20 protein-coding genes are annotated in these 16,074 nt (G+C 41.3%); 5 read left to right on the top strand and 15 right to left on the bottom strand.

Annotated elements, in window-relative coordinates:
* Nucleotides 1-58: 58 nt before the first annotated feature.
* The 3 genes from QNN06_RS05925 to QNN06_RS05915 all read right to left on the bottom strand — a co-directional run bounded on the left by QNN06_RS05925 (nucleotide 59) and on the right by QNN06_RS05915 (nucleotide 2,366).
* Nucleotides 59-412 (bottom strand): VOC family protein, encoded by a 354-nt coding sequence (locus QNN06_RS05925; protein WP_284037234.1) that lies wholly within the window; start codon nucleotides 410-412, stop codon nucleotides 59-61.
* Between the two features lie 16 nt (nucleotides 413-428).
* Nucleotides 429-1,058: an NUDIX hydrolase gene (locus tag QNN06_RS05920; protein WP_284037233.1), complete on the bottom strand. Its 630-nt coding sequence runs from the start codon at nucleotides 1,056-1,058 to the stop codon at nucleotides 429-431.
* A 105-nt stretch (nucleotides 1,059-1,163) separates the two neighbouring features.
* Nucleotides 1,164-2,366, bottom strand: coding sequence for an MFS transporter (locus QNN06_RS05915; RefSeq protein WP_284037232.1), 1,203 nt, complete (start codon nucleotides 2,364-2,366; stop codon nucleotides 1,164-1,166).
* A gap of 256 nt (nucleotides 2,367-2,622) precedes the next feature.
* Between QNN06_RS05915 and QNN06_RS05910 the strand changes: the two genes are divergently transcribed.
* Nucleotides 2,623-3,372 (top strand): glucose 1-dehydrogenase, encoded by a 750-nt coding sequence (locus QNN06_RS05910; protein WP_284037231.1) that lies wholly within the window; start codon nucleotides 2,623-2,625, stop codon nucleotides 3,370-3,372.
* 40 nt (nucleotides 3,373-3,412) lie between these two features.
* Here the strand turns inward: QNN06_RS05910 and QNN06_RS05905 are convergent, their stop codons facing one another.
* The 5 genes from QNN06_RS05905 to QNN06_RS05885 all read right to left on the bottom strand — a co-directional run bounded on the left by QNN06_RS05905 (nucleotide 3,413) and on the right by QNN06_RS05885 (nucleotide 7,426).
* Complete coding sequence (locus QNN06_RS05905) at nucleotides 3,413-4,240, bottom strand: DUF4362 domain-containing protein (protein ID WP_284037230.1); 828 nt, start codon at nucleotides 4,238-4,240, stop codon at nucleotides 3,413-3,415.
* Nucleotides 4,241-4,265: 25 nt separating this feature from the next.
* Nucleotides 4,266-4,643: a YkvA family protein gene (locus tag QNN06_RS05900; RefSeq protein WP_217035117.1), complete on the bottom strand. Its 378-nt coding sequence runs from the start codon at nucleotides 4,641-4,643 to the stop codon at nucleotides 4,266-4,268.
* A gap of 32 nt (nucleotides 4,644-4,675) precedes the next feature.
* The gene (locus QNN06_RS05895) at nucleotides 4,676-5,344 is read right to left on the bottom strand and encodes an alpha/beta family hydrolase (RefSeq protein WP_284037229.1); all 669 of its coding nucleotides are present in this window, start codon (nucleotides 5,342-5,344) and stop codon (nucleotides 4,676-4,678) included.
* Between the two features lie 31 nt (nucleotides 5,345-5,375).
* Entirely contained in the window at nucleotides 5,376-6,188 is an 813-nt protein-coding gene (locus QNN06_RS05890) for a GNAT family N-acetyltransferase (RefSeq protein WP_213118350.1), read from the bottom strand.
* A gap of 530 nt (nucleotides 6,189-6,718) precedes the next feature.
* A complete protein-coding gene (locus QNN06_RS05885; RefSeq protein WP_284037228.1) occupies nucleotides 6,719-7,426 on the bottom strand; it encodes an MOSC domain-containing protein in 708 nt (235 codons plus the stop codon).
* 217 nt (nucleotides 7,427-7,643) lie between these two features.
* Here QNN06_RS05885 and QNN06_RS05880 point away from each other — a divergent pair, with 217 nt between their 5' ends.
* Nucleotides 7,644-7,784 carry a hypothetical protein gene (locus QNN06_RS05880; RefSeq protein WP_284037227.1) on the top strand — a complete coding sequence of 47 codons (141 nt, stop codon included), beginning with the start codon at nucleotides 7,644-7,646 and terminating at the stop codon, nucleotides 7,782-7,784.
* Between the two features lie 104 nt (nucleotides 7,785-7,888).
* On the opposite strand, the gene QNN06_RS05875 is transcribed toward QNN06_RS05880, so the two are convergent.
* The 6 genes from QNN06_RS05875 to QNN06_RS05850 all read right to left on the bottom strand — a co-directional run bounded on the left by QNN06_RS05875 (nucleotide 7,889) and on the right by QNN06_RS05850 (nucleotide 13,026).
* A complete protein-coding gene (locus tag QNN06_RS05875; protein ID WP_284037226.1) occupies nucleotides 7,889-8,560 on the bottom strand; it encodes a hypothetical protein in 672 nt (223 codons plus the stop codon).
* Between the two features lie 226 nt (nucleotides 8,561-8,786).
* The gene (locus QNN06_RS05870) at nucleotides 8,787-9,392 is read right to left on the bottom strand and encodes a class I SAM-dependent methyltransferase (RefSeq protein WP_213118354.1); all 606 of its coding nucleotides are present in this window, start codon (nucleotides 9,390-9,392) and stop codon (nucleotides 8,787-8,789) included.
* Between the two features lie 38 nt (nucleotides 9,393-9,430).
* Complete coding sequence (locus QNN06_RS05865; protein ID WP_284037225.1) at nucleotides 9,431-9,931, bottom strand: GNAT family N-acetyltransferase; 501 nt, start codon at nucleotides 9,929-9,931, stop codon at nucleotides 9,431-9,433.
* Between the two features lie 14 nt (nucleotides 9,932-9,945).
* Nucleotides 9,946-10,965, bottom strand: coding sequence for a glutathione S-transferase family protein (locus tag QNN06_RS05860; RefSeq protein WP_213118356.1), 1,020 nt, complete (start codon nucleotides 10,963-10,965; stop codon nucleotides 9,946-9,948).
* A gap of 173 nt (nucleotides 10,966-11,138) precedes the next feature.
* On the bottom strand, nucleotides 11,139-11,750 hold the full coding sequence (locus QNN06_RS05855; protein WP_217035088.1) for an FMN-binding negative transcriptional regulator: 612 nt from the start codon (nucleotides 11,748-11,750) through the stop codon (nucleotides 11,139-11,141).
* Nucleotides 11,751-11,778: 28 nt separating this feature from the next.
* Complete coding sequence (locus QNN06_RS05850) at nucleotides 11,779-13,026, bottom strand: esterase/lipase family protein (RefSeq protein ID WP_213118358.1); 1,248 nt, start codon at nucleotides 13,024-13,026, stop codon at nucleotides 11,779-11,781.
* A gap of 224 nt (nucleotides 13,027-13,250) precedes the next feature.
* Here QNN06_RS05850 and QNN06_RS05845 point away from each other — a divergent pair, with 224 nt between their 5' ends.
* Together QNN06_RS05845 and QNN06_RS05840 are read left to right on the top strand one after the other, a co-directional pair.
* Nucleotides 13,251-13,532, top strand: coding sequence for a YggT family protein (locus QNN06_RS05845; protein WP_249366693.1), 282 nt, complete (start codon nucleotides 13,251-13,253; stop codon nucleotides 13,530-13,532).
* A 7-nt stretch (nucleotides 13,533-13,539) separates the two neighbouring features.
* Nucleotides 13,540-14,175, top strand: coding sequence for a pentapeptide repeat-containing protein (locus tag QNN06_RS05840; protein ID WP_217035086.1), 636 nt, complete (start codon nucleotides 13,540-13,542; stop codon nucleotides 14,173-14,175).
* 96 nt (nucleotides 14,176-14,271) lie between these two features.
* Here the strand turns inward: QNN06_RS05840 and yiaA are convergent, their stop codons facing one another.
* Nucleotides 14,272-14,742, bottom strand: coding sequence for an inner membrane protein YiaA (gene yiaA, locus QNN06_RS05835; protein WP_213118360.1), 471 nt, complete (start codon nucleotides 14,740-14,742; stop codon nucleotides 14,272-14,274).
* A 241-nt stretch (nucleotides 14,743-14,983) separates the two neighbouring features.
* Here yiaA and QNN06_RS05830 point away from each other — a divergent pair, with 241 nt between their 5' ends.
* Nucleotides 14,984-15,997, top strand: a complete 1,014-nt coding sequence (locus tag QNN06_RS05830; protein ID WP_213118361.1) for a S66 family peptidase — start codon at nucleotides 14,984-14,986, stop codon at nucleotides 15,995-15,997.
* Nucleotides 15,998-16,074 lie beyond the last annotated feature (77 nt).

Here is a 16,074-nt window from a genome sequence, read left to right as displayed (position 1 = left end):
TCTTCATTGGGTATATTCATGATTCACTTTAATTTCAAGAATAATACATTACGTTTCCCTACTTCTTTTGAATAAGCCCAAATCCAATTCCGGTTGGATCAACTAAGTATGCTAGAAAAAACTCATCAAATTCCATTTTGTCCCGGACTATCATTGCTCCACCTTGTTTTGCTTTTGCAATGGCTTCTTCAATAGAAACAACCTCAATTTGAATACGTGTTCCATGCGGATAATCACTCGGTCCTTTGCTAATTCCGCCATTCATTCCGGGCTCCCCGCTTCCTTTATCCGTGGTAACCGGCCAATAATCCCAGTGTGGTTCGGAAATCTTCCATCCAAAAACTTCTGAATAAAATTTTGCCGCTTTTTCCGGCTCCTGGCTATTTAATTCAAAACCAATAACCTTCCCCATCGCGAAACCTCTCATCCTAATTTGATTTAATTTTTTCAGCAATCCTTTCAATAACTGTTTCATAATATGAAAGTTGATGCATGACAAATTGATCCTTTCCTGCCATTTGTTCAATATGAATTTTATTGCCCTCATCGTCCATTTTAAAACCTTCAATATGGATGGTTTCCTTTCCCCCCAGCCAAAAGTCAGCAAAGTCATCAAACTTAACTTTTATGATTCCAGAAACCTCGTCCTCTTGAAGTTTGAAATCTTCAAATCCGCCCGACATTTTATATAAAAATATGTTTGCAATTTCTTTATCTATGAAATTTCCTTTGGTCACGCAGTAATCGATTACAACCAACAGCTCCAGTTCATCAAAAGAAACATCGATGCCCAGCTCTTCGCTTACCTCTCTGACGCCATCCATAACCGATTCATCTGCCAGCAAATGTCCCGCGGCGGTAATATCAAATAGACCAGGATAGTCCATTTTCGCTTCACTGCGGAGCTGCAGATAAATATAGTCGATATCCTCTTCCTTAAGAACAAACCAACAATGAAAAACTTCATGCCAATAACCGGCTTTATGTACTTCTTCCCTGGTTGCAATACCTATTTGATTTCTGTCATCATCAAAAATTTTTAAATGTTCACTTTCCATCAATCTTCTCCTATTAAACGACTTTGTCAATTTATTTTACCATGAAATCCCATTAGCAAGTTTAATCAAAAGAGGAATTGCACCTCAGCAATTCCTCTTTTTACTTTAAACATTTATCTCTTTCTTCATGAATAACTGTTTATTTCTATAGGCCAGCATTCCCACACCTAAAAGCAGGGCACCCGAAAGAAGGAAGACACTTTGCACTCCAAAGTAATCTGAAACCAACCCCATTATTAATGAGGAGACCCCAAAGACTCCCGTAGAAATGGTGCCAATAGCCGCGTAAACCGTGGCCAATTGTTCTTTTGGGACGCTAGTCTGGAGCACCGTCTGCTGGGGAATATTTTTTAACTGGCCGAAGAAACCAATCAATCCAGATAAAACCAAGGCTATCAGCGGTAAACTTGTTAAACCGAAAAGCATGGTTAATAGGCAAGTTGAAAAGACTCCGAAAACAATGAATCTATTGCGATTGCCATCAACGAACGTGGAAAACCGCACACATAATAGACTTCCTACAACCAGGCCGATGAAATATGCACTGTTGATGAAGCCCCACCATTGCTCTCCCGCATGTAATACCTGTTTAACATAAACTAGCAATATCGCGGCAATCCAAACCGAACCTGCAATCGTTTCTAAAAATTCCATTTTTACGAGGATTTTTAAAACAGGTGTCACCTTAATGGTTTGCCAGCCTTTGGTCAACTGTGACCAGGTGTTTCCCTGTTTTTTCGATCGGTGTTCCACTTTTTCCAAAAGGCACAAAAGGAGGCTGGAAATGACAAACAGTGCGGCAACCAGCCAGATAAGCTGGATTGGAGTAAATACCATCAACAGCAAGCTGCCAAAAAACCACGTTCCTATTTGAATAGATTGCGTAATCGTTTCGGCGATGCCATTCGCCTTTAACAGCCGCTCCTCAGCTACGTAATACGGAACCAAAGCCTGCCTGACCGGGTTGGCGCAGCCGTCAAACAGAGCAATAACGGCTATGACGATAAAAATCAAATACAGGTTTTGTTCCAGCGTTAACATCGCACCTAATCCGAACATTAAAACAGTTTTAGCCGCTTGTGACCATGTCAATAATTGTTTTAATGGAAACCGTTCAATGAAGATTGGTGTAAAAGTTCCTGAAATAAACATCGAAGAAGTAATGGTAAACGGAACGAAGGCTGATGCTGCGGCAGAGTTGGTCGCATCATAAATAACGCTGATGACAGCCACGATGTACAAGACATCGCCAATATTGGCAAGCGACTGCCCCAGCATCAGATATAAAAAATTCCGATTATTTTTCAAAAATTCTCCCCCACTTTTTGATTTAATTCTCGAAGTGTGGGTGAGTTTAAATTGGAGTATAGGACATTTTGCTTTGCTCCTTGTAAGAATGCATCTTGATAAAGCCTTCGGGGGAGCCAGACTTAATCTTATTGCATCCAATTTTTTCATCTTTTATTTGAAATGGTATATTTAATTTAATTTAATTTAATTTATAACTTTAGAATACCATAGCCACTGATGTTCGTGGATTTTTAAAAATAAGGGTGTGAATTTCATGGATTTTTCTAATAAAACAGTGATTGTTACGGGAGCAGGTAACGGAATTGGGAAAGGTATCGCGCTGCTTTATGCCGAAAAAGGCGCCAATATCGTTTTGGCAGATATGGATGAGAAAGCAGGTTCTCAAACAGCCAGAGAGATAAATGAGCAAGGCGGCGAAGCTCTTTTTGTAAAAACTGACGTGAGACTGGAATCAGACATTGTCCGGTTAATGGAAACTGCCCATCAAACCTACGGCCAAATTGATATATTAATCAATAACGCCGGAAAAGGATTATTCAAGTCCCCTTTTGATGTATCGGTCGAAGAATGGGAAGATGTCATCAACACGAACTTAAGAAGCGTGTTCTTGGGCTCGCGGGAAGCAGCTAAATATATGCGGCAGAACAAGGAAGGCGGTTCAATTGTGAATATGGCCTCCACAAGAGCCATCATGTCCGAGCCGAATTCAGAAGGCTATGCTGCCACAAAAGGAGGAATCCTCGCCATAACGCATGCGCTTGCAGCATCCCTTAGTGAATATAGGATCACAGTCAACGCCATTTCCCCAGGCTGGATTGAAACAGGAGATTATTCAGCGTTGAGCAAGGTTGATCATGAACAGCATTTTTCAAAGCGAGTCGGAATGCCGGATGACATTGCCCGGGCCTGCCTTTATTTAACCGCCAAAGAAAATGATTTTGTGACCGGGATCAACCTCGTCGTTGACGGCGGAATGACACGAAAAATGATTTATGAGGAATAACGGAAAGAGGGCGGTTTCCCCTGTAGGGACCGCTCTCATTTTATTCGAAACTGCCTTTCACTTCTGGAAGCGACTGGTAGGTGTGGTTGTTTTTTAAGATAGCAACAATATCCTGAACAAGCCTGGTCATTACTTCGCCATCCTTGCTTTTATCACATTCAGACCAGTTATATTGGCGTTCCGCACTGTTAATCCAAACCTTCAATTCGTAGCTTTCGTAAGTTTTCTTGTTACATTCAGCAAATAGTTTTTTTTCATTAAGATAGTTGGATAAAATCATTAGTTTATAAATTTGATTTATTTCTTGTTTGGTAAATTGAAAGTCGCTTACCTGTACTGTCTCCCCATTTTGCAAATCCTTAATAAGCTTTTGATCTTTTGTATTGATGGCATTTTTCAGTCCCACCCCGTATTTTAACTCAAAGGCAAAAAAGTCCTCTTTATCGACGTCATGGGAAATAACTAACAGCTCGTTCATATCCTGCTGCGGGCACCCCGTTAACATGTATTTCGTTTCTGTCTCGGATTCTTGTTTCTGGATACTTTCACAAGTAGTTGTGGTGACTTCTCCCTGACCAAACTTATCCTCGGTTGTATCCAAGGTAAACTTTAAATTAGAGCCATCATAGGCTAGATCATGAAAAATCGGATCCCCTTCAATGGTGTAACGGATAAGCCGAACTTTATCTTTCTTGTTATTCTGGACATGTTTCACAAACTGGTCCAGTCTTCGAAAATTTTCCAAGCCGCCGTGTGTCTCAACCACATCATTTTTTCCGGGTTTTACTTTAGTTGGTGGAGCACTGGTGGATTGGCAGCCTGACAGTAATAAACAAATCAATAGGAACAGAACGGTTCTGTTTAACACATTATTCACGCCTTTTTAGGAACTGTTATCGAAAATAAATCATTTTCAATATCCAAATAAGGATCAAGAACCAGATAACCAAAATAATAGAACCCGCAATCCAGTTCTTAGGCTTTCCTTTGCTCATCATTTCCTGCGCTTTCATTTCACATTCTGCAATAATATCCTTCGGGATCATTTTTAATGCTAGCATGATTCCTAATGGGACAAGGATGATATCGTCAAGGTAGCCAAGGATAGGGATAAAGTCGGGAATGAGGTCGATTGGACTGAAGGCATACGCGACTACACAAACCGTAAATACTTTGGCATACCAAGGTACTCTTGGGTCTTTATATGCCAAATACAGGACGTATATATTTTTTTTCAAACCTTTTGCCCAAGTTTTTATTTGATTAAACATGTTATTTCTCCAGTTTGAGAGTGACTTTTCTTCTAATCCTTATGTTTTTTCACAAATTCATGAATCTGTTTCACAGCTATCTTTAAGGCATCTATCGTGGCTAGAACATCCCCTTTTACTTCTATGCTGTGTTCAGTATTTGGTATTACAACTGTATCTACCAGATGATTAGTTGTAATGACTGAAATCCGTTCCTCGTTATAATGATGGTCCTGATCTCCGATTACACAAAGTGAAGGAAGTTCGGTGTTTAAAAGAGCCTGATAAACATTATCCATTTTGATAAGCGGTGTTAACCAAATGCCCATAGCATTGCGGATGAAATTCCTTTGTGTCCACTCTATCGCCATTGGAATCGTGCCAATCGATTTGCTTAACAGAAAACATTGATCGTAGGAACGTTCCTTTAATACTTCATCCACAACTGCGTTTACATCGTCATACATCCATTGCTCTTGCTCTGGCTTAGGAAGTTTTTTAAAATGTTCATTATTTGCAAACTGGTAGTTTATGTGAAGAACATCTATGTTTTGATTTAAACAAATTCCAGTTGAATAATGGAATAGCGGCCGCTGTGTGGTGTAACCAAGCCCCGGCAGCATGATACAGATGCTTTTTGTTGGTTCTTTGCTGCGAATCCATGTGTAGGGGACCGCGGAAAATTCAGCTCTTACCACTTGCCCTTCTACTAGCTCATACATTATTATTTCACCTCAATAGTTGTTTTATCTACTAGAAAAACTTGATTTCCTCAATCAGCCCGCATTTTTGGAATCCGATATTTTGATACACCTTATTGGAGTCAGGATTCTTAACATCTGCATAGAGCATCGGAATTCGATTCTCTGACTCTATTATTTTACAAAGTTCTGCAACCAGTGCACTAGCATAGCCGTGTTTTCTGTGTTGGGTAGGGGTAAACACGGCGTTGATTCTGGCATGTCTTGGGGAACGATGGGAAATGTTTGCCTGCGCTACTGGGTGTCCGTTGACGATCCAAAGATACAACCCGCCAGCAGCAATCATCGTCGCCGCCCTCGTCTGCTGGGATGATGGTTCTACCTGTGTCCCAAATGCATCCCTCATAAAGCCCGCGAGATAGTCTGCTACAACGTCAACATGCTCATCCGTTGCTTTAAGAATTTCACCTTTTACCCCTTGAGGCTTTATGAGTGTTGGGCAATGGTAGGCTTCCATGGTCATTTCAGTTTCGTATCGAAGGTTATTTATTTTTGAAAAAATTCCAGCAAACATCTGTGCCGTCTGGGGATCCCCAGTAATTCCTGGCAAGGATACTCGTGTGAGGTGATTTATAAGTTCATGTATTAAGGATGTTTGTTCTGTGGCTAGGATATCGTTCGAAATCCATAGCCAGCCCTTATGCCCGGGTGTCTGGGCAAAAATCACTTTTTCGTCTGGTGTTTTGAGACATAGGGAGTTACGGTCTTCACTGATTCGATGGATTAGATTGTATTGGACTTCATCTATGGTAAATGGACTTCCTGCGGCGATTGCCGGATCATTGGGAACAAGCTTGGAAAACATCTCTTAGCCTCCTAAATACATATTTGTATATAGGTCTATTCTAGACTCGTTCTACGTGACCATGAACTGCATTTTTTCTCCTTTTCGATCACGTAGACTCGTTCTACGTGACCATGAACTGCACTTTTTCTTTTTTTCGGGCACGTAGACTCGTTCTACGTGACCATGAACTGCATTTTTTCTTTTTTTCGGTCACGTAGACTCCCTCTTCGTGACCTTGAACAGCATTTTTTCTCCTTTTCGATCACGTAGACTCGTTCTACGTGACCATGAACTGCATTTTTTCTTTTTTTCGGTCACGTAGACTCCCTCTTCGTGACCTTGAATACAGTTTTTTCTCCTTTTCGGGCACGTAGACTCGTTCTACATGACCATGAATTGCATTTTTTCTCCTTTTCGGTCACGTAGACTCCCTCTTCGTGACCATGAATACAGTTTTTTCTTTTTTTCGGGCACGTAGACTCCCTCTTCGTGACCATGAACTGCATTTTTTCTCTTTTTCGTGTAAGTAGACTCGTTTTCCAAATGTATCACTCATTCGGTCCGTAGACCCTTTTTGTAATATCCGGTATTTCCCTTTTCTTAATTCTTTCCCCTAAAGTGGTTCTCAGACCAGGCGCTAACAGTTCACAGTGAGCAAGTTCACGCATTTCTTCAAAATTCGGCTTCCTTGCATGGATAATCTCATTGCATTTCTGAATAGTCCACTGCGGATAAGGGTGCTCCAAAAGAGTAAAGCTCTGCCCGGCTTCAACGAAACCCTCTTTTAACACCCGAAAATACCAGCCTGTCCGTCCAGTATTTTGGATAAGCAGCGCGAGGGTTTTGATTTTAAAACGGCGGGCCGGCTTCCAGCATGGCTGGCGGGGCTGGGACACCTGAACAATCGCCCCGCCAATTTGATAAACATCGCCAATTGAAATCAGATCCTCTGTTACATTTTCCATAAGAAAGTTCTCACCCATAGCCCCTGCACCAATACGACTGTTACCCAATTCCTTCTGCCAATCCAAATAATGTTCCGAAGCATAGGCAAACACTGCTTTCTCCGGGCCGCCGTGGTGTTCAGTATCAAATACACCGTCTCCAGTCATACCTGTTTTACCAGCCCAGACCGAACCTTCAACGAGTTCTTTAAAAATCGCACTCGTCCACTCCCGGTCCATTAAATTGGCAGCGTCTTTTTCCCCAACTGTTTTCGGCTGACCGACAAAAATTTTATTTAATAGAAACTCCATCCTGACCCCTCCTAATTCCGAAATCATCATCTGATAAACATCCTTTTTATTTATATGCTCTCGTGGTATGAATTTATTTTTTTAAACTTTTGTGTTTACGATATTCAAATTCTATCACAGCAATTTGCCAATATTAACAAAAATCCGAATAAGGACTATTTATTTTGAAACCTTCATAAGGTATAGACGTAATAAAATCTACAGGGGGGATATTTAAATGGAATTTAAGATGAAAGAGAAAAAGAAGAAAAAGAAGGGGGAGCGCTGGGAATTCATTGATTTGGGCTTTGAGCTTATAGAACCTATATACCTGCTTATCAGATGGGGTGTCCGGGTCATAATAAAAATCTGGAATTAACCAGGTATGTTTTTTCATGGGCGTATTAGATGGGCCGTCCAGGAAACTCTGAACTTTAAGTTGGAATAAAAATAGCCCGGTATATTAACCAGGCTAACTAAATCCTATTCTTTCCTTGTTATTCCGCGCCTTACTTCCCCATAACTCCGTACCGCATTCCTCCACATCAGGAAGCCAGTTTCCATTAACGACATTGTCAGCCCCGTCCAGAAAAACAAACAGGAAAGGGGATAGCTTTCCAATTCCTTTGAAAAATCACCGTCTTTCACGGGAGCCGCCGGTTTAGAAGCTTCAAAGGGTTCTTTCTTGACTTCCTCTACTTTTGGAGATGTTTCTTTTTCCGGAGCTTGTATTTTGCTTTCAACAGGTTTCCGTTTTGCATCCTTGACTGCCTTAATACTGACTACTTTTTTCCTCGGCGTCGTCCTAACAGTTTTCAATGGACCCTGTGCCTGTAAAAACGCATCTACTTCGATGGCCAGCCCGGACATGGACTTCAGGGCCTCAACAATGACAGTTATTAACTCAGCCTTGGTAAAATCTCTTACCGAAATCCAGCCGCGCGGGTCAACCGTGTAGTTGTTTTTCCTAATGACTTCTTCAGACATGTACTTGCCCAGCACATAGCCATTGCCGCTTTGCTGCAATTCCCTTGCCAAAACCAGCCCTCTTTGCTTGCTCTCGGGATAGTTAAAGTTCACCCGGCCGTTGCTGATTTCCTTCTCCTCCAATTTGAAAGTGCGGAAAATCTCCTTTTTTTCCTCAAATGATAACATTCGTTTTAGACTCCCCTTCCCCCATAAATTTTCTATCATGTATTCATATTTCAATGTTGCTTTCCGAATATACTTTTCTAGTAATAGACTTCTCGATTTATGCCTTTTTTCCTGCAAGGGTTTTCAAGAGTTGCAAAAAAAGCACTTCCCAGGTTTGCCTATTGGCAAAGAAAAAAGGTATTGGGTTTATGCTATGACCAATACCTTTTATCACTAATTTTCCATTTTATTTTTTCGGCTTTGCCCAAATCAGATGAACCATGTTTACCCAGTAGCTTTCTGATTTTTCAACAGTCATTCCGGACTCCCTGATTATTTCTAAGATGTTCCGTGTGTGATGGCATCCATAAAATCGGTATAAAAGCGGGTTCAGTGTTTTTTGGAGAATAGAGACTGCAAAGTTTGTACTGATGCCATGCTCCATCAGCAGGATCTTTCCGCTCGGTTTGCACCAGTGATTGATTTTTTCCAGTACCGCTAAGGGGTTGTTGTAACTGCAAAAGGATAATGTCGAAACAATGGTATCAAAGGAATCATTCGGAAATTCCATCTTTTCAATATCCCCGCTGACAAAATCAGCCTGAATGCCATAGTTTTTTGCCGCCTGCTTTGCTTTCTCAAGCATTGCGCTGCTAAAATCCGTGGCAGTCACTTTAACACCGGGAGTATAGTAGGGGAAATTTGCTCCAGCTCCAACCGCCAGTTCCAGGACTTCGCCCTCTGCATGGCTTAAAAGTTTTTGCCGCCATCGTTTTTGGCTCAGGTCTTCTCGTCTTTTGTCATATTTTCCTGCCTGCTTATTAAAAATCTTTATTAGCTTCTGCTTCTCCACTGAATTCACCGCCTTTTACCTATTTAGGGGTCTTTTTTTTAAAAACTCATCCGGTAGGCCCTTACGATTATGCCATCTTTGGCTGGTTCAAAATCAAATTGGGGCAGCCGTTCAAAGCCGAGGCGTTCGTACAATCGCATCGCACTCTCCATAAATTGGCCGGTATGAAGACCTATCGAAGAGTACCCCTGCACCTTTGCCCTTTGGATGCATTCCGCGACCAAGGAGGCAGCGACACCTTTTCCCCTCGCTGCCGGTGCGACGGCAAGCATGCGGATTTCCGGATAGTCCAGTTCCTCTACTTCTCCCTCATAGGCATCCGACTTTGCCGGAAACAAGATCACACTACCGACGATTTCTCCATTTATTTCAGCTACAATCCGTTCCACTCCCTGCTGTAAGTCCGCCTCCGAAGAAATAGCTTTTTTCAATGCTTCCCAATGCCCAGCGGGAATTTTTAGGGCATGCTCTTCGTACGCACTGACTCGCTGCTCACGAATAAACGGTAATTCCTCCAAATTCGCATCTCGTATCAACACAGCTTGCTCAACTCCTACTTTTTCAAAAATTTCTCCGCTCGATTGCTTAATCGCTCTCGGTGATGTTCGCTAGTAAGGCCAGATAAATCCGGGCCCTTTGGTAAAATATGAAAGCTCTTCTGATCATCGCTGGCGATATGATTCGATAAATGATAATGCACTTTGATGGCATGGAAATCCGTTGTATCACCAAAGCCAGGCGTCTGGTATAGGTCACGCAAATAGCCCCAAAGATTCGGAAAATCAACAATCCGGTTTCGATTGGCTTTGAAGGCGGAGTAATACGCTGCATCAAATCTGATGAGTGTCGCATAAAGTCGGACATCCGAATCCGTAATATAATCGCCGAATAAAAAGCGATTGGTTGAAAGCCGATCCTCCAATTCATCCAATCTGGCGAACAGCGTGTCATAGGCCTTTTCGTAGGCTTCCTGCGACTGGGCAAAGCCGCATTTATAGACCCCATTGTTCACATCGTGGAAGATGACGTCGTTTAAGTCATCAATCTCATCCCGTAATCGTTCAGGATACAAATCCGGAGCATTTTCCTTATGAAACGGCGCCCAAACTGTTTCAAGATAGTTTGTTAGTTTAAAATAATCGTTGTTGACGACCTTTTGTTCCTTTATATCCACCAATGCCGGCACTGTCGGACGACCTGAATAATCGGAATCGGACTTTTTATAAATTTCGCTCATATAGCGAATGCCCAGAACAGGGTCGACGCCATTCTCGTCTAAGGAAAACTCCCAATCGACATGGGGGAGTTTGGGACGCATTGGACTGGCGGTGCCCAGGCTGATGACCTTTTCTAATCCTAGAATTCTACGAACGATTACGGAGCGATGTGCCCAGGGACAAACAGCCGACCATAGGAGTCGATATCTTCCTGCCTCCACCGGAAGTTCGCCTTCCTTGCTTCCAAATGGAGTAGTAAATCTATTGGTCTGGCGTTTAAATGACCCGTCTGTTGTAATTTCGGCAAAGGCTTTTGGAGCTTTTAAGTTGTTATTTTGTTGTTCACTTTGCTGCATTAAAAACACCTCTTAAAAGTTTTTTTAAAATAAATCCTATTAATACTATGGAAATTCTCTATTTATTTGCAGTAAGTGATCCTTTAAACGAATCGGTTGCAATAACAATCTTCAATGTGTTTTCCCCTTTTTTCTACAATATTCCACTTGTCCTTTTAAGTCAGCTTTAAAAGTTATTTTTTAAGGTTATTTCTCATCAGGTCAGCTATAAGTCTATCATTTTGGTCGGATGAGCTTTCTAGCTGATTGATAACCAATTCTTGACGTTCAACTGGGTGGTTTTGACTAAGTTTTGCTTTTCCCTCAATTTTAGTAATATTGATCCGAAAACCTACAATACCTTTCGCCATTCCTTCAATGAAACCAGGATCAACATCCTTTAACTGATAGGAACTATCGGGCTTTTCATATGTACTTACCATTTCTACTAGCGAGTCGTATAATTCCTGAGGATTTTCAACAATCTCCAATTGGCCATATACATGAACGGCAATATAATTCCAGGTTGGCACAGCCTTATTGGTTTCATACCATGAAGGGGAGATGTAACAGTGCGGGCCTTGAAAAATGGCTAGAACCTTTTGATTTTCAATATCTTTCCACTGCCCGTTTGGATGAGCAAAATGGCCATATAAAATACCTTCCTTTTTATGAAAGGTTAATGGAAGGTGAGTGGCATATGGTTCCCCATTATGCTGCGAAACCAATGTGGCAAAGCTGTTTTTCTCCATAAATTCATAGAGGATTTCTTCATTATCTATTTTGAAATGGTTTGGAATATACATTTTTAATACCCCTTATTCTGAAAAAATTTTATTCAGGCAGCCCTTGCAGGTTGTCCGCAATTCCTTTATAAAAACTGTAGATATCTTTTAAGGCAAGATTATCTTCAGATCCGATCCCGATAAAATCAAAATGATCCCAGCCTGGCTGCACAGCAAAGTGATTCCATACTCCTTTTTCAACGTAGCCATCATACCCCTTATGAGCATGACCGAGCGGGTATTTCGAAGAGACTACATTTACAATCCCGTCATTCGGCCACCAGGCAGAATCAATCACAGGCTCGGGGCTTTTTCTCGAATAAGCTCCCATAAACATGCTGGAACCTTTCATTAATGGATTCATGTTAAACATCGGATACGCACGGCCGGTCAGAACGCCTTTATAGGTGGCATCCCCAGTATAAGAAAAATAGTAAACATTCTGATGCGTCTTCACCCAATGATTTAGCTTAGCCGCTCCATAAGTAGTTAAATCATTTAGACTGCTGTCCTTGCTTGTCCAAATGGCACTATTGAATACGCTGTCGACATATTCCAGGTAGGACTCTCCCTCTTCCCGCTTTAGTCCCCATTGGTCAAGTTTATAATCATAGACGATGTTTTCATCACTTGCTCCTGATAAACTCCCAGCGTAAAAGACCATCTGATTCAACCATGGTGTCATTTCTTCTTCGTCCGCAACCGTTGAGCCATTGTGGGGAGTCGCAAGGGTTGTTACACTATGGACCCAGCTTTTTCCGCCTTTAAACAAATCGGATAATCCATCTTCAGGATGCTGCTCGAAGTATTCTCTTTCAGCAGCACTTCCATTTTCCAGCAGTTCAACCAAGGTTCTGATGGTTTGTCCACCCATACTATGCCCGACAAGGTGAATTTTCTTGGTGGCATCCCATTGGCTGTATATCCCAGGGTAGGTTCTGCCAAACCGTTCATGCCCGTGCTCTTTAGCATGGGCCGCCCCATAGTCTACCTTTCCGCCTTTGATGTACGCATAAAGCTCAACGGCCCGGTCCCAGTTGCTTGAAACAGGTCCCACTGTAGCTGTATAGGTTTTATGTCCTTTTTCATTTAAGTACTCTTCGAGGTCGCGGACTCCACCCCAATATTTAATACCTCCCATTTCATCCCTGCCCCAGCCGGTTAATCCATGGACAAGGATAATCGGGAAATCATTCAATTTTTGTGAAGGTTTCGTTTTGGTCTTACCTGACAGCTGCATGAAAAATAAGCTCGTTAACGGACATAGGCTTGGAAACATTTTTAAACTTCCCGACATTAGAAGGACATCTCCTTGTTTACTGAATTTTCACAATAGTTTTCTTCATTATATCAACTGTTCGAAACAGCTTCAATTTATTAGAAGTGTTCAGATACATGCACCAAGTCTTTTCTGCTTTTTTAATGGTCAATTTTCTTCCCTTTTGGTGAAACTTTATATAGACTAATACGTAATACATGTTTGTACCATTCTAAATATTATGATAGGCAGGAGATATAAAATTGGGTTCTTATATTATGCTAATTGGACAGTATGCTTTTGAGGCATATTATTGGTTAATTTTAATATCGATTTTTGGTTCTTGGTTCCCGCGTTTTCAAGCAACAAAAGTGGGCGAGTGGATTTATAAGCTGGTTGAACCTTATTTAAGTGTCTTTAGGAAATTCATTCCTCCTTTAGGTCCAATCGATTTCTCGCCAATCATCGCCTTATTTGTGTATCGATACATCGGCGGGTTTGCACTTGAGGGACTGCGCTCATCTATTAATTTTATTGGGGTCTAAAAAACATATGAAAATAGACGCGCCTAAAATTCCTGACGAGTTACGTGACAGGAATTTCCACGAAATTTTTTATGAAGAAGATCCGGAATTAGAAATGTGCGTGATTAGCGACTCCGTTTTTGAAAATGAAGCCGCTGTTCGTGTCCGGCTTTACAATGTGGTGTTGAAGAATTGCCGGTTCACCAATACTGATTTTCAAAAAATGGACCTAACGGATGTAATCTTTGAAAACTGCGATTTATCGAATGCCAATTTAAGCAAATCTTCGATTCACAGGGTCATCTTTAAGGATTGCAAATTATTAGGGGTAAATTTTGAAGACTCCCGATTTGGAAACGTCCAGATTATTAATTCCATCTTAAACTTAACGGCATTGGCCAGTTCTAAGTTTGAAAAAGTACTTTTTCAAGATAGTTCATTAAAGAGTACCGATTTTTATGACTGTAAATTCAAAAGTACCGAATTTCAATTTTGTAATATTGATGGAGCCAGCTTTGACCACACATCCCTAAAAGGCGTAGATATCAGTTCCTCGAATTTTAATACACTGACCGTCGCTATTGAAGATTTAAAAGGATGCAAAGTTTCAACGCATCAGGCTTTGCAATTTTCTACTCTGATGGGGTTAATTATTAAAGATTAATTTAAAAAAAGGAGTTCTGAACCAAGTTTGGTTTCAGAACTCCTTTTTAGTTACCTATGCTTGTTCGTTTCTTTCCATTCTGCGATGCTGCCGAAATCAATCTCTTTCTCTAACCCTCTGTGTATCTCTAATATTCTTTTGAACCGTTATAGCGGCAAATAAACTAAGAACAAATGCCATACCATAAAATCCCTTTTCGCTTAAATCAATACTTCCCGCATTGTATAAACCAATGGCCATTAATGAAATAGATACAATAAGTGCAAACCAACTAATGCCATAATAAATATTAGTAACTGGTATTCCCTCATCTTTATCTCTTACTGCTTTTTGTAAAGATACCGCTGAATAGAGTCCGAATATTAAAACGGCAAAGTAATATCCCTTTTCGTTGAGTTGCATCGCTGCGTTATATAAGCCGATAAGATAAGCGATAACACCTACTAATAGCGCTGCCCAAGAAGCCCCTTTGAAAGCTGAAGTCGGCTCTCCCTCTTTCCTTTCCATTTTTATTTTTGGATCATTTTGATTTCCTTTATCTAATAAAACCTCATTATCGTTAGACATAATGTTTCGCCTCCATCTCACCCTATTATCCAACATCTTTATTATATGAAGAAACAGGGTGCTAAGTAAACATTTTCCATTAATGGTAGTACTTATTATTTTCCTTTGATTTCTGCTGACAGGTCTATCGTTTTAATAATTTATAAATTTAATTTAACGTTTGAAAAGTTTTTTGAAGATAATAGTTTATAAGATATATGTAATTTGGTAAAATTATCAAAATTAGCCGAGGGGGATTTTCATGATTACCTATCCTTTTTTGAAAAAAGGTGCCGCGATTGGAGTGACAGCACCATCGTCGGGCATACCTGCTGGATTGCATGGCTTAATCAAGCTTGCCTGCAGCCGACTGGAACAGAAGGGCTATCGAACTGTATGTGGAGACACCGTTTGGACGCAGAAAAAAGCCAAATCAGCCCCTGCTGTTAAACGGGCAGCCGAATTCAACTCGATGATGGCTGATTCTGAAATTGACATCATGATTCCCCCATGGGGCGGAGAATTGTTAGTTGAAATTCTCGAATATATAGACTTTGAAAATATGAAAACCAAATGGGTGATGGGATACTCGGATACCAGCGCGTTGCTGCTGGCTATTACCTTAAAAACAGGGATCGCAACGGCTCACGGGACGAACCTTATTGATTTAAGGGGAGAATATTGGGACGAAACCACTGCAATGTGGGAGACCGTCTTATCGACAGCAAGCGGCGGGTCTGTCCTTCAGCACTCCTCTCCCCTTTATCAAAAGGAATGGCAGCACGATAACCCATCCCCTTGTGTATTTCATTTAACCGAGGAGACCCGGTGGAAAACCACTTCTAGTAGTACTGTTAAAATTAGTGGGCGCCTGCTCGGCGGGTGTGTGGACATCATCAGACATCTTATCGGTACACCATATGATGACATTCAAAGCTTTAGAAGACAGCACATCTCTGGAGAACCGATCATTTGGTACTTAGAGAATTGCGAATTAGGTACGACTGATTTACGGAGGTCATTAGTGCAAATGAAGCTCGCTGGCTGGTTTGACAATTGTTCCGGTCTGCTGTTCGGTCGGAGTCCGGCGAATATGCCGGTAGAGAACTATACAATTGAGGATGTTTACCAGGACCTTGCTGACGAGCTGCAAATACCGATTGTATATGATATCGACTGCGGCCATGTTCCGCCGCAGGTTACTTTTATCAACGGGGCTTTTGCGGAGGTAGAAGTTACGGATGGCAAGGGGACAGTCCTACAAATATTTAAATAATGCGTCAAAGGGCCGGTCCCTGTTCGCTTCAGTACCCCCATAAAAGTAAAGGGTCAGGCTCCCGCTTCACTTTCCTG

Source organism: Neobacillus sp. 114, assembly GCF_030127045.1.
GTDB lineage: Bacteria > Bacillota > Bacilli > Bacillales > Cytobacillaceae > Neobacillus > Neobacillus rhizophilus.
The sequence above is the reverse complement of the archived record's forward strand: the minus strand, read 5'-3'. Positions and strand labels throughout refer to the sequence as shown.

Bases quoted from the DNA above. Each gene is read 5' to 3' on its own strand.
- QNN06_RS05850 (WP_213118358.1), bottom strand. From the start codon at position 13,026: ATGTCGGGAAGTTTAAAAATGTTTCCAAGCCTATGTCCGTTAACGAGC.
- QNN06_RS05910 (WP_284037231.1), top strand. From the start codon at position 2,623: ATGGATTTTTCTAATAAAACAGTGATTGTTACGGGAGCAGGTAACGGA.
- QNN06_RS05880 (WP_284037227.1), top strand. From the start codon at position 7,644: ATGGAATTTAAGATGAAAGAGAAAAAGAAGAAAAAGAAGGGGGAGCGC.
- QNN06_RS05920 (WP_284037233.1), bottom strand. From the start codon at position 1,058: ATGGAAAGTGAACATTTAAAAATTTTTGATGATGACAGAAATCAAATA.
- QNN06_RS05830 (WP_213118361.1), top strand. From the start codon at position 14,984: ATGATTACCTATCCTTTTTTGAAAAAAGGTGCCGCGATTGGAGTGACA.
- yiaA (WP_213118360.1), bottom strand. From the start codon at position 14,742: ATGTCTAACGATAATGAGGTTTTATTAGATAAAGGAAATCAAAATGAT.
- QNN06_RS05925 (WP_284037234.1), bottom strand. From the start codon at position 412: ATGGGGAAGGTTATTGGTTTTGAATTAAATAGCCAGGAGCCGGAAAAA.
- QNN06_RS05890 (WP_213118350.1), bottom strand. From the start codon at position 6,188: ATGTTTTCCAAGCTTGTTCCCAATGATCCGGCAATCGCCGCAGGAAGT.
- QNN06_RS05895 (WP_284037229.1), bottom strand. From the start codon at position 5,344: ATGTATGAGCTAGTAGAAGGGCAAGTGGTAAGAGCTGAATTTTCCGCG.
- QNN06_RS05875 (WP_284037226.1), bottom strand. From the start codon at position 8,560: ATGTTATCATTTGAGGAAAAAAAGGAGATTTTCCGCACTTTCAAATTG.
- QNN06_RS05860 (WP_213118356.1), bottom strand. From the start codon at position 10,965: ATGCAGCAAAGTGAACAACAAAATAACAACTTAAAAGCTCCAAAAGCC.
- QNN06_RS05840 (WP_217035086.1), top strand. From the start codon at position 13,540: ATGAAAATAGACGCGCCTAAAATTCCTGACGAGTTACGTGACAGGAAT.
- QNN06_RS05855 (WP_217035088.1), bottom strand. From the start codon at position 11,750: ATGTATATTCCAAACCATTTCAAAATAGATAATGAAGAAATCCTCTAT.
- QNN06_RS05900 (WP_217035117.1), bottom strand. From the start codon at position 4,643: ATGTTTAATCAAATAAAAACTTGGGCAAAAGGTTTGAAAAAAAATATA.
- QNN06_RS05885 (WP_284037228.1), bottom strand. From the start codon at position 7,426: ATGGAGTTTCTATTAAATAAAATTTTTGTCGGTCAGCCGAAAACAGTT.